This is a genomic window from Amycolatopsis sp. NPDC051106, assembly GCF_040682775.1.
Lineage (GTDB): Bacteria > Actinomycetota > Actinomycetes > Mycobacteriales > Pseudonocardiaceae > Amycolatopsis.
The window spans coordinates 1-13270 of record NZ_JBFBBQ010000150.1 but is presented as its reverse complement, the minus strand read 5'-3'; the positions used below and the strand labels follow the sequence as shown (position 1 = coordinate 13270).

Annotated in this window: 15 protein-coding genes; 9 read left to right on the top strand and 6 right to left on the bottom strand. The window is 72.1% G+C overall.

Going from position 1 to position 13270, the window contains the following annotated elements; all coding sequences use genetic code 11:
- Window positions 1-100: 100 nt before the first annotated feature.
- Complete coding sequence (locus AB0M83_RS46715) at window positions 101-679, bottom strand: peptide deformylase (RefSeq protein ID WP_364528649.1); 579 nt, start codon at window positions 677-679, stop codon at window positions 101-103.
- Window positions 680-833: 154 nt separating this feature from the next.
- Between AB0M83_RS46715 and AB0M83_RS46710 the strand changes: the two genes are divergently transcribed.
- Both AB0M83_RS46710 and AB0M83_RS46705 read left to right on the top strand, forming a co-directional pair.
- Window positions 834-1142: a DUF3263 domain-containing protein gene (locus tag AB0M83_RS46710; RefSeq protein ID WP_364528646.1), complete on the top strand. Its 309-nt coding sequence runs from the start codon at window positions 834-836 to the stop codon at window positions 1140-1142.
- The gene (locus tag AB0M83_RS46705; protein WP_364528643.1) at window positions 1139-1777 is read left to right on the top strand and encodes a LytR C-terminal domain-containing protein; all 639 of its coding nucleotides are present in this window, start codon (window positions 1139-1141) and stop codon (window positions 1775-1777) included. Before AB0M83_RS46710 ends, AB0M83_RS46705 begins: the two co-directional genes overlap by 4 nt.
- Window positions 1778-1843: 66 nt before the next feature.
- On the opposite strand, the gene AB0M83_RS46700 is transcribed toward AB0M83_RS46705, so the two are convergent.
- The 3 genes from AB0M83_RS46700 to AB0M83_RS46690 all read right to left on the bottom strand — a co-directional run bounded on the left by AB0M83_RS46700 (window position 1844) and on the right by AB0M83_RS46690 (window position 6141).
- Window positions 1844-4111, bottom strand: a complete 2268-nt coding sequence (locus AB0M83_RS46700; protein WP_364528640.1) for an AAA family ATPase — start codon at window positions 4109-4111, stop codon at window positions 1844-1846.
- A 350-nt stretch (window positions 4112-4461) separates the two neighbouring features.
- Entirely contained in the window at window positions 4462-5412 is a 951-nt protein-coding gene (pssA, locus tag AB0M83_RS46695; protein ID WP_364528637.1) for a CDP-diacylglycerol--serine O-phosphatidyltransferase, read from the bottom strand.
- Window positions 5413-5415: 3 nt separating this feature from the next.
- Entirely contained in the window at window positions 5416-6141 is a 726-nt protein-coding gene (locus AB0M83_RS46690; RefSeq protein WP_364528634.1) for a phosphatidylserine decarboxylase, read from the bottom strand.
- A gap of 249 nt (window positions 6142-6390) precedes the next feature.
- On the opposite strand from AB0M83_RS46690, the gene AB0M83_RS46685 reads away from it, so the two are divergent.
- Window positions 6391-6603: a hypothetical protein gene (locus AB0M83_RS46685; RefSeq protein WP_364528631.1), complete on the top strand. Its 213-nt coding sequence runs from the start codon at window positions 6391-6393 to the stop codon at window positions 6601-6603.
- A gap of 40 nt (window positions 6604-6643) precedes the next feature.
- On the opposite strand, the gene AB0M83_RS46680 is transcribed toward AB0M83_RS46685, so the two are convergent.
- Window positions 6644-6928: a GlsB/YeaQ/YmgE family stress response membrane protein gene (locus tag AB0M83_RS46680; RefSeq protein ID WP_364528629.1), complete on the bottom strand. Its 285-nt coding sequence runs from the start codon at window positions 6926-6928 to the stop codon at window positions 6644-6646.
- Between the two features lie 72 nt (window positions 6929-7000).
- On the opposite strand from AB0M83_RS46680, the gene AB0M83_RS46675 reads away from it, so the two are divergent.
- Window positions 7001-7564 (top strand): helix-turn-helix domain-containing protein, encoded by a 564-nt coding sequence (locus tag AB0M83_RS46675; RefSeq protein ID WP_364528626.1) that lies wholly within the window; start codon window positions 7001-7003, stop codon window positions 7562-7564.
- A complete protein-coding gene (locus AB0M83_RS46670; RefSeq protein WP_364528623.1) occupies window positions 7561-8814 on the top strand; it encodes an MFS transporter in 1254 nt (417 codons plus the stop codon). Before AB0M83_RS46675 ends, AB0M83_RS46670 begins: the two co-directional genes overlap by 4 nt.
- On the opposite strand, the gene glp is transcribed toward AB0M83_RS46670, so the two are convergent.
- Window positions 8768-9961, bottom strand: coding sequence for a gephyrin-like molybdotransferase Glp (gene glp / locus AB0M83_RS46665; RefSeq protein ID WP_364528620.1), 1194 nt, complete (start codon window positions 9959-9961; stop codon window positions 8768-8770). The two genes, AB0M83_RS46670 and glp, sit on opposite strands and share 47 nt — an antisense overlap.
- Before the next feature lie 73 nt (window positions 9962-10034).
- Here glp and AB0M83_RS46660 point away from each other — a divergent pair, with 73 nt between their 5' ends.
- The 4 genes from AB0M83_RS46660 (at window position 10035) to AB0M83_RS46645 (ending at window position 13187) form a co-directional block, all read left to right on the top strand.
- Entirely contained in the window at window positions 10035-10712 is a 678-nt protein-coding gene (locus AB0M83_RS46660; protein WP_360683371.1) for a TIGR00266 family protein, read from the top strand.
- Window positions 10712-11335: an AIM24 family protein gene (locus AB0M83_RS46655; protein ID WP_364528617.1), complete on the top strand. Its 624-nt coding sequence runs from the start codon at window positions 10712-10714 to the stop codon at window positions 11333-11335. The genes AB0M83_RS46660 and AB0M83_RS46655 overlap by 1 nt, the downstream gene beginning before the upstream one ends.
- A 112-nt stretch (window positions 11336-11447) precedes the next feature.
- Complete coding sequence (locus tag AB0M83_RS46650) at window positions 11448-11654, top strand: cold-shock protein (protein WP_284749612.1); 207 nt, start codon at window positions 11448-11450, stop codon at window positions 11652-11654.
- Window positions 11655-11720: 66 nt separating this feature from the next.
- Window positions 11721-13187, top strand: a complete 1467-nt coding sequence (locus AB0M83_RS46645; protein ID WP_364528614.1) for a serine/threonine-protein kinase — start codon at window positions 11721-11723, stop codon at window positions 13185-13187.
- Window positions 13188-13270: the final 83 nt, after the last annotated feature.

Below are 13270 nucleotides of genomic sequence, written 5' to 3'. Positions count from 1 at the left end.
AGCGCCCCAATGTGGCCTTGGTTGCGTTGAACGCACCCAAGGCGGCCTTCGGTGCGTTCAACGCACCGAAGGCCACATTGGGGCGCTCGGGGCCGGGTGGTCAGATGACGGCGCCGTCGTCCTCGGGGGTCTTCGGGGGCAGCCACGACAGGCCGGGGACGCCCCACTTGTTGGACTTCAGCATCTTCTTCGCCGCGCGGGCGTGGCGGCCGACCAGGCGGTCGAGGTAGATGTACCCGTCCAGGTGGTCGGTCTCGTGCTGCAGGCACCGCGCGAAGTAGCCGGTGCCCTCGACCTCGATCGGGTTGCCGTCAAGATCGAAGCCGGTCACCTTCGCCCACTTCGCGCGGCCCGTCGGGTACGACTCGCCGGGCGCCGACAGGCAGCCCTCCCAGTCGTCGTCCGGGTCCGGCATGGTCTCCGGGATCTCCGACGTCTCGAGCTTCGGGTTCACGACCAGGCCCTTGTGGCGCACGCCTTCGTCGTCCGGGCAGTCGTACACGAACACCCGCAGGTCGAGGCCGATCTGGTTGGCCGCGAGGCCGACGCCCTCGGCGGCGTACATCGTCTCGAACATGTCGTCGGTGAGCGTGCGCAGCTTCTCGTCGAACTCGGTGATCTCCCGAGTCGGCTGGTGCAGCACGGGTTCGCCGGCGATCACGATGGGGTGGATGGTCACGGCGGCACATTTTAGTCGGACCCCTCTGGTAGACCTGCATCAGACCGTGACGCGCCGAAGCGGATGCCCACGTCGGCGTGCGCTTCCGTGGTTCAATGACGCCCGCGGAAGAGCTTGATCCGATTCGCCAGAACCCCGATTGAGAGGGACCCGGATGGACGCCGCGGAGTCGATGGCTGAGCCGCAGCCGTCGCCGCCGAAGCCCGTGCCCGGCCTGACCGAACGCGAGGTCGAAATCCTCGCCTTCGAGCGCCAGTGGTGGCGACACGCCGGGGCGAAGGAGAACGCCATCCGCGAACGCTTCGACTTGTCCGCGACGCGCTACTACCAGCTGCTCAACAAGCTGCTGGAGAAGCCGGAGGCGATCGAAGCCGACCCGATGCTGGTGAGGCGGCTGCAGAAGACGCGGGCCGCCCGTCAGCGCAAACGTGGTGCCCGGCGACTGGGGATCGAGCTGAAATGAGCGTGTTTTCGGGAATGTCCCGGCCGATGAAGGCCGCGGGCGTCGCCCTGATCGGGGTGGCCATCATCGCGGCGGTGATCGGCGGCGTCTCCGCGCTGAGCGGCGGCGGGTCGAACGAAGCCGGGCCGAGCGGCACGACCACCCCGCCGGGCACGTCCGGCAGTGCGTCGCCGCCGACCTCGCCGTCTTCTCCGCCGCCGAGCTCGACGTCGACGAACCCGACGTCGCCCGCGCCGCCGTCCACCTCGCCGACGCCGGGCCAGCCGACATCAGGGCAGCCGGGGCAACCGGGGCAGCCGGGCCAGGGGCAGCCGGGTGACCAGCAGGCGTCGAACAAGTGGGTCACCGTCCGGGTGTTCAACAACTCGACGATCAAGGGCCTCGCCGCGCGCGCCAAGGACGACTTCACCGGCGCGGGCTGGAACGTCACCGAGGTCAGCAACTATTCGCAGGGCATCATCCCGGCGACCACGGCGTACTACCGCCCGGGCACCGACGAGGAAGCGGCGGCCAAGCAGCTCGCCCAGGAGTTCGGCTTCAAGGCCGAGCCCCGCTTCGCCGGGATACAGGACGCGACGCCGGGCGTGATCGTCATCGTGACGAACAACTACGAGTCGGGCCACAAGGGCAGCTGACCCACCCACTTCGCAGCGCAAAGCCGCACTTTCACGTGAAAGTGCGGCTTTGCTGCGCCAAGTGGGTCAGTCGCCGGCCTGGGCGTGGGCGTAGGCCTCCAGCGTCGCGAGCTGGGCCGGGTCGAGGCTCGGCCGGACCGTCTTGCGGGCCGCGTCGAGGTGCGCCGCGGTGACTTCGCGGGCCTCCAGGGACTCGCGCATCGCCGTCAGCGCCGCCTCACGGATGAGCGCCGCGCAGTCGGCGGCCGAGTAACCGTCCAGAATGGACGCGACCTCGGCGAGGTCCACATCGGAACCCAGCGGCGTGTTCTTCGAGCTGGCCACGAGGATCGCCGCGCGGGCTTCGGCGTCCGGCGGCGGCACGTACACGCGGCGCTCCAGCCGGCCCGGCCGCAGCAACGCCGGGTCGACCAGCTCCGGCCGGTTCGTCGCGCCCAGCACGACGACCTCGCGCATCGGCTCGACGCCGTCGAGCTCGGTCAGCAGCGCCGCGACCACGCGATCGGCGACGCCGGAGTCCGACGACTGGCCGCGGCGCGGGGCCAGCGCGTCGATCTCGTCCAGGAAGATCAGCGACGGCGCGGCCTCGGCGGCTCGGCGGAACAGCTCGCGCACCGCGCGCTCGGACTCGCCGACCCACTTGTCCATCAGCTCGGCGCCCTTGACCGCGAAGACGTTCAGCGCGCCGGTGCCGGCCAGCGCGCGCACGAGGAACGTCTTGCCGCCGCCGGGCGGGCCGTACAGCAGCACGCCGCGCGGGGGCTCGACGCCGAGCCGGGCAAACGAGTCCGGGTACCGCAGCGGCCACAGCACGGCCTCGGTGAGCGACTGCTTGACGTCGACCATGTTGCCGACGTCGTCCAGGGTCAGGCCGCCGGTGGCCAGGTTGTCCGAAGTGGACATCGACACCGGGCGGACGGTGGCCAGCGCGTCCAGGAGATCCTGCTGCGAGATCCGCGGTTCGTCCGCGTCACGCTGGCGCAACGCGGCCCGCAGCGCCGCGTCCCGCCGCAGCGCGATCAGGTCCGCGGCGACGAACCCCGGCGTCCGTTCGGCGAGGACGCCGCAGTCGATGCCCGTGTCGAGCGGGACGTCGCGGAGGAGCACGTTCAGCAGCTCGCGGCGCGTCTTCGCGTCCGGCAGCGCAAGGCCGAGCTCGCGATCCAGCAGGTCGGCGGCGCGCAGCCGCGGGTCGGCGGACTCCGCACGGGCCGTCGTCGCGACGACGGCGAAGCGCTCGCGCCGCAACGCCGTCCGCAGCTCCTCCAGCACGACGGTGGCGACCGGCGGCGGCGTGGCCGCGGGCAGCAGCGCGTCGACGTCGGTGAGCAGCAGCACCGTGGGGCCCTCGGCCTTGCGGATCGCCTCGCGCAGGCGCGCGACCGCGACGTTCGGGTCCAGCACCGCGAGGTTCGGCGCGGCCACCGGCACCACGCGGATGTCGGATTCGTTCGCGACCGAGCGGACGAGCGTCGCCTTGCCGACCCCCTCGGGGCCGGACAGCAGGACGCCGAGGTGGGCGGGCGCACCCAGCCGGGCGAGCAGTTCGGGCCGGTGGAACGCCAGGTCGAACCACTCGGCGAGCTTGCGCGCGGTCGCTTCGGTGCCGATGAGGTCGGCCAGCGGCACGGCCGGCTCGACGGCCTCCTCGACCGCCACCTCGTCTTCGACGATCTCCGCGTCGATCCACTCCTCGGCCGCGGTGACGGCGGAGGTGCGGACGAGCGCGGTCGCCGCCCGGGGCGCGGCGGGCTCGGGCGCCGGCCGCGCGCCGTCGCGCCAGACGACCACTGTGGACGGTCCGACCGCGACGGTGCCGGCCGGCTCGGTCGCGGTGACGGTGAGCAGCTCGTTCGTCCAGGTCGCGCCGATCGCCCGGGACAGCTGGCCGCGCAGGCCGGCCGGGTCGGACCCCGGCGTCGGCGCGAGGTCCTGCGGCAGCAGCGAAACGGCGTCGCCGACGGTCAGGACCTTGCCGATCAGGGCGAGCCGCAGCATGTGCGGGCTGACCGAGACGCTGGCCAGCCGCGACCCGGCGACGGTCACCGTCTTCGCCGCGGAGACGTCGGCCGGCGCGACCACGATCTCGGCGCCCTCGGTGACGCCGAGGTTCGACATGGTGACGTCGTCGGTGAGGACGATGCCGGGCACGTCGGCCTCGTCGGTGGGCGCGGCGAGGGCGGCACTGACCCGGGCACCGGTGAGGTGCACGGCGTCCCAGGCCCGCAGGCCGAGCGCGTCGAGGACCTCGGGGTGCAACCGGACGACGCCGCGGCGGGTGTCCAGCGCGGACGGCGTGTGCCGGACGGTCAGCGTGATCTGCGGGTGGCTCACGCCGTTCACCCTAGCGATCCGGCGGCCCGGCAGGAGGAGGAAGCCGTGTCGTCTCTTCAATCACGCGTGTCGACCCTCCGATCACGGGTGATGCCCCCTCGATCACACGTGATGCCCGGCTGGACACGGGTGATGCCTCTCGGATCACGGGTGATCGCAGTACCGGAACGGCGAACTCGCGTACCCAGAGGGTCGGTTCGCGTACCCAGAGGGTCGGTTCACGTGATCAGGGGCGTGACTTGCGTGATCCGGGAACGATCTCGCGTGATTGGGGACGGAACTCGTGTGATTGGAAGGGGATCTCGCGTGATTGAGGGGGCATCACGTGTGATTGGCGGGGCGACACGGGCTTACTTGCGGCGGAGGCCGATCTGGCGCCAGGAGCGGCGCCGCGGGCCTTGGCCGTTTTCGCTGGCGCGGGGGGTGCGGACCGTCTCGCCGGTGCGCGGCAGGCGGACCGCGCGCATCGCCGCGCCCGCCACCCGGCGGCGCAGCGGACGTCGCAGGCCCAGGCGGCGCGGGGAGGCCCGGCGGATCGCTCGGCGCTCGCGCGGCGGGACCGTCCAGGCCTCGGGGTGCGCGGCCAGCCAGCGGTGCCGGTAGACCGAGTACGGGATGTGCGCCAGGTACAGGATCATTGCCGCGATCAGCGCGACCAGCGGGAACTGGATGATGGCCGCGGCCAGCAGGGCGACGCCGAGCAGCAGCGGCGCGATCGCCTTGGCCGGCGCCTTGACCGTCTTCAGCGAGAGCGTCGGGATGCGGCTGATCAGGAGCGCCGCGATGGCGACCGTCCACGCCCACACGACCCACTGCGACGACCACCAGCCGTCACCCCACTGCAGCCACGCCACCAGCGGCAGCATCGCCAGCAGGCCACCCGCGGGCGCCGGGACGCCGACGAAGAACTCGCCCGCGTACGCCGGCTGCTCGGTGTCGTCCAGCAGCGTGTTGAACCGGGCCAGCCGCAGGATCATGCAGACGGCGAAGATCAGCGACGCCACCCAGCCGATCCGGTCCGCGCCGGTCTGCCACACGTAGATCACCAGGGCCGGCGCCACGCCGAACGAGATGCCGTCGGACAGCGAGTCCAGCTCGGCGCCCATCTTCGACGTCGCGTCGAGCAGGCGGGCGATCCGGCCGTCCAGGCTGTCGAGCACCGCCGCGATGCCGATCGAGGCGATCGCCATCGCGTAGTTCTTGGTCAGCGCGAACTGCACGGCCGACAGGCCCGCGCACAGCGCGAGGACGGTGATGGCGTTCGGGAGCAGCCGGACGCCGGGGGTGGTCACGCGGACCATCGATCAGCCTTTCGCAGGCGCGGCAGGGAGTTCGGCGATCACGGTTTCGCCGCCGACCGTGCGCTGGCCCTTGCTGACCAGCACCGTCGAGCCCGGCGGCAGGTAGAGGTCGACCCGCGAGCCGAAGCGGATGATGCCGTAGGTCGAGGCGGCGCCGACCTTGTCGCCCTCGCGGATCTCGCAGAGGATGCGGCGCGCGACCAGCCCGGCGATCTGCACGACGACGAGCTCGTGGCCGTCTTCGGTGCGCATCAGCACGGAGTTGCGTTCGTTGTCGTCGCTGGCCTTGTCCAGGTCGGCGGAGAGGAACTTGCCCGGGCGGTAGGCGACGCGCTCGATCACGCCGTTCGCCGGCACGCGCTGGACGTGCACGTCGAACACCGAGAGGAACACCGACACGCGCATCCGCGGCTCGGCGGGCAGGCCGAGCTCGGCGGGCGGGACGGCTTCCTCGATCAGCGACACGATGCCGTCGGCCGAGGCCAGCGCGACGCCGTCACGCGGCGGCGGGACCCGCTTCGGCTCGCGGAAGAACGCGGCCATCGCCACGGTCGTCAGCGCGCCCAGGACGCCGAGGCGCTTGGAGAACCGGCGGGCGAGCAGCGTCGCGACGGCGCCGCCGGCCACGAACGGGCGGCCGGCGGGGTGCATCGGCGGCAGCGTTTCGCGGGCGAGCTGGAGGGCGTGGGCGACGGGGTTGGCGCCGGGCTCCGGCCGGGTGCCGCTCATGGTCGGGTCCCCTGGTTTCGTGTCGGAAGGAGGCGTCGCCGCCGGGGTCCGGCGGCCGCGTACGGGCGCCACCACGCTACCGCTGCCCCAGGTGAGGGTCGGCGCGCGCCCCTGGTCGGCTCCCTCGTGAGGGTGTCCCCGGTGCGGGTGGGGGCGGCCACATCCCGGTAACGCAAAGTCGAATCCGGCGACAACACCGAGTAGTCGACGCCGTTCGGGGCGCTGCCACGAGACCTTGTGAGGGGACCGATGACCGAGCACCGCGATCCCGCCGAGGCTCGCCTGGACGAGCTTCTGGGTGCGTGGTGCCGGGAGATCGAAGAGGTGCCGATGCCGCGGCTGGTGGACCCGGAGCACGCCGTCGACGTCGTCATCGCGGCGAAGAAACGCGGCCGGGTGCCTCCGCCCCCCGACGGCGCAGGCACCCGGCCACCGGGCGATGCGCGTGAGGCAGCATTTTAGCTCCGGAAACGGGCATGGATGACGATTCGTCCGGCAAAAGTTACGAACGGTCACCCGGTCGACGGCCGAGACCGCTCACGAGCCGCAGGATCGCCAGCAGCACGACGGCGCCGAGGACGGCCACGCCGAAGCTGGGGAAGTCGAAGTCGAACGTCTTCGCCTGGCCGGTCGCGAGCCGGTAGACCAGCCCGCCGAGCGCCGCGCCGATCACGCCCACGACCACGCTGACCAGGCAACCCTGCCGGCGGCGGTCGCGGCCGCCGACGACGAGGTTCGCCGCCCAGCCGACGATCGCGCCGAAGATCACCCATGCGACGAAACCCATGGCGGGAGCTTACGCGAGCACTTGTACAAGAGTCATTGCACAAGAACTCTTGTACAACTACTCTTGTGCGCCATGGAAGAGAAGAACGTCCGCGAGATCCGGGACTCGAAGGCGCTCGCCGCGATGTCGCACCCGTTGCGTCGCCGTCTGCTGGACGTGCTGCACCTGGACGGCCCGGCGACCGCTTCGACGCTCGCGGCGCAGACCGGCCAGGCGGTGGGGAACGTCAGCCACCACCTCAAGGTCCTGGCCGCCAGCGAACTGGTCGAAGAGGCGCCCGAGCTGGCGCGGGATCGCCGGGAACGGTGGTGGCGGCGGACCTCCAGCGCGATCAAGTGGGGTGCGCAGGACTTCCCCGACGACCCGATCGCCCAGGCGGCGGAGGTGCTGACCCTCGACCACCAGCACGCCGTCGCCCGCGAATGGCTGGCCAAGCGCGAGACCTACCCGCCGGAGTGGCGTGACGCCTGGTTCAGCATCGACGGCTGGAACCGGCTTTCCGTCGCCGAACTGGAAGAACTCAACGAGCGGATCGTCGCCATGGTCGCCGAGTACCGGGACCGGACCCTCCCGGACGACGGCGTCGAACGCCGGCCGGTCTTCTTCTCCGCGCGGGCTTCGCTGGGCAAGCCGTGAAGGGGCTCTGGGGGAACAGGGACTTCCGGCTGCTCTGGGCCGGCGAGACCACGAGCATGCTCGGCAGCATGGTCGCGAGCACGGCGTTGCCGCTGGTCGCGGTGCTCACGCTGCAGGCAAGCACCTTCGAAGTCGGCGTGCTGACCGCGGTCGCGTGGCTGCCGTGGCTGGTGGTCGGGCTGCCCGCCGGCGCGTGGGTCGACCGGCTGCCGAAGCGGCCGGTGATGCTGGTCTGCAACACGGTGTCGATGGCGGTGTTCGGCAGTGTCCCGGTCGCGGCGGCCTTCGGCGCGCTGACCATGCCGTACCTGCTGGGCGCGGCCCTGCTCGGCGGCACCGCCAAGGTCTTCTTCAGCCTCGCCTACCGCGCGTACCTCCCGGCGCTGGTGGGCCAGGACGAACTCCTGGGCGCCAACGCCAAGATCCAGGGCAGCGAGTCCGCGACGCAGGTCGCGGGGCCGGGCCTGGCCGGGCTGCTGGCGCAGGCGTTCGGCCCGGTCAGCGGAATCCTCGCGGACGCGGTCAGCTTCGGGATCTCCGTGCTGTGCGTCGGAGCGATCCGGGTGCGCGAGTCCGTCGTCCCGCCCGCGCGCACGCCGTTGCGGAGCCAGATCGCCGAAGGACTGCGGTTCGTCGCCGGGGACCGGTACCTGCGGTCGATGATGGCGTTCGCCGCCGCCTCGAACCTCGCGCTGACCGGGTACACCTCGATCCAGATCGTCTTCCTGTCCCGCACGCTCGGCGCCGGGCCCGGCCTCGTCGGCTTGGTCCTGGCGCTGGCCGCGGCCGGCGGGGTGGTCGGCGCGGTGCTGGCCGGCCGGCTCGGCGCGCGCTTCGGCGCCGCGCGGGCGTTCCTGCTCTGCGAGGCTTTCGCGGCCCCGATGATGCTGCTCGGCCCGCTCGCCGGCCCGGGTGGCGGCCTGGTGCTGTTCGTGCTCGCCGACTTCGGCGTCTGCGCGGGTGTCGTCGCTTCGAACGTGCTGACCGCGACGTTCCGGCAGCGCTACTGCCCGCCCGAGCTGTTCGGGCGGATCACCTCGAGCGCCTCCCTCGTCGCCTACGGCACGATCCCGCTGGCCGGGGTGCTCGGCGGCGCGCTGGGTGAGGCGATCGGCGTCCGCGAGACGCTCTGGGTCGCCGCCGTGCTGCTGATCGCGGCGCTCCCGCTGCTCGCGCCGTACCGGAAGCTGCGCGACTTCCCGGTCAGAGCAGCAGGACGTCCACCTCGTCGCCAACCGCTGCCGACGTGACGTCCTCCGGCAGCACGATCAGGCAGTTGGCCTGCGTGAACGCGGCCAGCAGGTGCGAGCCCGGCCCGCCGCGCGGCCCGACGACCCCGGTGACCTCCCGGTCGGACGGCGTGAACACGCCCCGGCGGTACTGGCGGCGCCCGCCCGGCGAGGACATCGCCTCGGTCAGCCGGGCCCGCACCCGCCGGCGCGAGACGTCGGTGTGGCCCATCGCCGCCAGCAGCGCCGGGCGCAGGAACGCCTCGAACGACACGAGGACGCTCACGGGGTTGCCGGGCAACGTCACCACCGGCACGCCCTGCCAGCGGCCGCAGCCCTGCGGCCCGCCCGGCTGCATCGCGACCTTCGCGAACTCGACGCCCTGGCCGGTCAGCGCGTCCTTCACGACTTCGTACGCGCCCGCGCTGACCCCGCCGGAAGTGACCAGCAGGTCGGCGCCGGCCAGCTTCGGCTCGATGACCTTGGTGAACTCCTCGACGTCGTCGACGACGCTGCGGACCACCTCCACCTCGCAGCCGAGGTCGCGGACCGCGGCGGCGAGCATCACGCTGTTGGACTCGTAGATCTGGCCGTGCCGCAGCGGCGCCGGCGCGTCGATCAGCTCGGTGCCGGTCGAGGCGACCACCACCCGCAGCGGCCGGTGCACGAGGACCTCGGCGAGCCCGACCGCGGCGGCCAGGCCCAGCTGCGAGTGGCCCAGCACCGTCCCGGCGTGCAGCGCGACGGTGCCTTCGAGGACGTCTTCGCCGGAGTGCCGGATGTGCGCGCCTTCCTTGGCCGCGGCGGAGATCGTCACCGTCTCGGTGCCGCCGTCGGTGTCCTCGACCATCACGACGGCGTCCGCGCCGGGCGGCAGCGGAGCGCCGGTCATGATCCGGTGCGCCGTGCCCGGCTCCAGCGTCCCGACGTCGACGCGGCCGGCCGGGATGTCGTCGGCGACCGGCAAGGTCACCGGGACTTCGGCGACGTCGGCGGCGCGCACCGCGTAGCCGTCCATCGCCGAGTTGTCGAAGGGCGGGAGGGAAACGCCGGCCCGCACGTCCTCGGCCAGCACGAGGCCGGCCGCGGCGGCGAGGGGCAGGGCGGTCGCGGGGGAGGTGCCCAGGAGCGCGGCAACCCGGTCGCGGTAGTCGTCGACGGAGATCACCGGACCATCCTCCCCGCGTTCGGCGCTCGTGCAAGACTCTGCCCCGTCGAGAGCACGCCACAGGGGAGCACGCATGCAGGTCGGAGTCCGTCAACAGCCCTCGTTCGCCGTCGCCCGGCTGATGCTGGCGCCCGGCGAGCCGTGCCAGGTCGAGTCCGGCGCCATGATGGCCACCAGTTACGGCGTGCAGGTCCAGTCCCAGTCGCAGGGCGGGATCATGAAGGGCCTGGGCCGCGCGTTCCTCTCCGGCGAGTCCTTCTTCATCTCCACCTTCACCGCGCCGCAGAACGGCGGCTGGGTCGACGTCGCGGCCAACCTGCCCGGCGACATCCAGGTGATCCCCCTCGACGGCCGCACCGGCTGGGCCGTCACCCGCGGCTGCTGGCTCGCGTCGTCGCACGGCGTGCAGACCGAGACCAAGTGGGGCGGGATGAAGAACCTGATGGGCGGCGAAGGCGGGTTCCTGACGCACGCCACCGGCCAGGGCCAGCTGCTCGTCGCCTGCTACGGCGCGGTCGAGACCATCACCCTGCAGCAGGGCGAAATGGTCACCGTCGACACCGGGCACGTCGTCGCGTACGCCGACACCGTGCAGTACCAGATCCGGAAGGTCGCGACGGGCATCATCCAGTCCATGAAGAGCGGCGAGGGTCTCGTGTTCGACTTCGTCGGTCCCGGTCAGATCATGACGCAGACGCGCAACCCGTCCGCGCTGGTCAGCTGGATCGTCTCGCACGTCCCGTCCCGCTGATGCGCGTCCAGACCCGGCACACGCCCGGTTTCGGCGTCGCCCGCGTCCTGCTCGACCCGGGCGAGTCCGTGCAGGCCGCGCCGGAGACGCTGCTCGCCAGCCGCTTCGGCGTCACCGAGGCACCGGCGGGCCGCGGCGGCGTCCGCGCGGGCAAGTCCACGGCGGTCGTCTACACCGCGCCTTCGGACGGCGGCTGGATCGACTTCGCGCCGCTGCGCCCCGGCGACGTCTACCCGCTCGACCTGGGCGGCGGCACCGGCTGGTCGGTGCACCGCGAGGCCGTGCTGGTGCGGCCGTCTTCGGTCCGGCACGACCCGAACTGGGTGCCGCTGCAGCAGCTCTTCGGCGCCGACTCCGGGTTCCTCGAGCACTACAGCGGGACCGGGCCCCTCGTGCTGGCCGCGCCCGGCCCGGTCGACGCGTTCGAGCTGGGCAAGGGGGAGCTGGTGACCGTCCGGCCGGACTACCTGCTGGCTTACCCCGACACCGTGCAGTGCCGGTTGCGGGCGCTCGACCCCGGCGGACCGCAGTCGCTGCGCACGGGTGAAGGGCTCGCGGTCGACTTCGCGGGTCCTGGGACGGTGCTCGTGCAAGCGCGCAACAGCCGCCTTTCCCGCGTGTGATCTTCGGACGAATTGCCCATTGCCGAGGGGAATAATTCCGGTAGCGTGATTGGCACTTCCGCCGCTGGCATCCGCTCGGGCCAGCGGATCCTTTGTGCTGAGGGAGGGCGCCGTGGCTGTCGGCACCGTCAAATGGTTCAACTCGGAAAAGGGCTACGGGTTCATCGAATCCACCGAGGGGCCGGACGTGTTCGTGCACTATTCGGCCATTCAGGCCGACGGATTCCGCACTTTGGACGAAGGCGACCGCGTCGAGTTCGAAGTCCAGTCCGGGCGTGACGGGCGGAGCCAGGCCGCCGAGGTGCGGAAGGTCTCGTAACGACGCGCATCACCCGATTGGCGAACCCCCGGCAGGCTCCGAACCAGGGACGTTAGGCTGCCGGGCGTGACAGGCGATGTGTCGGGGGACCTCACCGGTCGCCGGCTGGGCAACTACCGCATCGACGGCGTGCTCGGCAAGGGCGGCATGAGTGTGACCTACAAGGCCACCGACGTGCGGCTGGGCCGGAAGGTGGCGCTCAAGGTCATCGGTGACCACCTCGGGACCGACGCCGAGTTCCGTGAACGGTTCGTCGACGAGGCGCGCAACACGTCCGCGATCGACCACGCCAACGTCGTGCCGCTGTACGACTTCGGCGAGCTCGACGGCATGCTCTACATCGCCATGCGGATGGTCGACGGCGGTGATCTCGCCGACCTGATCGCGGGCGGTCCCATCGCGCCCGCGCGCACCCTGACGATGCTCGACCAGGTCGCGGACGCCCTCGACACCCTGCACAACCGTGGTCTGGTCCACCTCGACGTCAAGCCGGCCAACGTGCTCGTGACGAAGAAGGAGACCTCGCGCGAGCACGTGTATGTCGCCGACTTCGGGCTGACGCGCCGCGGCGCGACGGGACACCGGACGCGCGGCGGCGACTTCCTCGGCTCGCCGACGTACGCGGCGCCCGAGCACCTGCGCGGCGAGCCGCTGGACGGGCGCACGGACCAGTACGCGTTGACGTGCGTCCTGTACGCGTGCTTGACGGGGAGCCCGCCGTTCAAGGGTGACGTGCCGACGGTGATCAAGGGCCACCTCAACGGTGATCCGCCGGCGATCTCCCGCGCCGTCGCGCTGCCGCCGGCGATCGACGAGGTCATCCGCCGCGGCATGGCCAAGAACCCGGCCGACCGCTACCCCAGCTGCGTCGAGATGATCGCGGCCGCCCGTCGCGCGCTCGGCGCCCAGGCGGCGTCCGACACCCCACCGGGGCCTCCCGGGTCCAATTCGGGTGGAATCCCCGCGCCGCAGCGCTCCGGTCAGGTACAACAGGGGCCGCACCAGAACAGCGCACCGCAGGGAGAGGGGGCCCCCGTGCAGCCGTACGGAGGACAGCAGCCGGGCTACGGCCAGCAGCCGGGACCGCAGGGGCCGCCCCAGGGGATGCCGCCGCAGGGCATGCCACCGCAGGGGCCGCCGCCCGGCTACGGCTATCCCCAGCAGGGCCCGCCCCAGGGGATGCCACAGGGGCCGCCCCCGGGGTACGGCTACCCGCAGCAGCCCGGGATGCCCCCGCAGGGCTACGGCCAGGACCCGATGCGGCTGCGCCCCCCGATGCCCGCGGGCGGCGCGGGCGCGTTCCACCAGCCGACGAGCGGTGGTGGCAAGAAGTGGATCTTCCTCGCCCTGGGCCTGGTCGTGGTGGCCGGCCTGATCGTGGGCGCGATCTTCCTGTTCAGCGACAGCGGCAGCGGGGGCGGCGGCCAGACGACGGCCCCGAACATCCCGGTCGGCCCGGGAAACTCGGAGACCACCCCGACGTCCTCGCTGAACGCCCCGCCGACGTCGATCTCCATCAAGCCGGGCAACTGACCCCGGCCCGGCCAAGTCGCCCCGGCTCCGATGCAGTGAATGACTCATTCCTGGCGCCGGACGCCAGGAATGAGTCATTCACT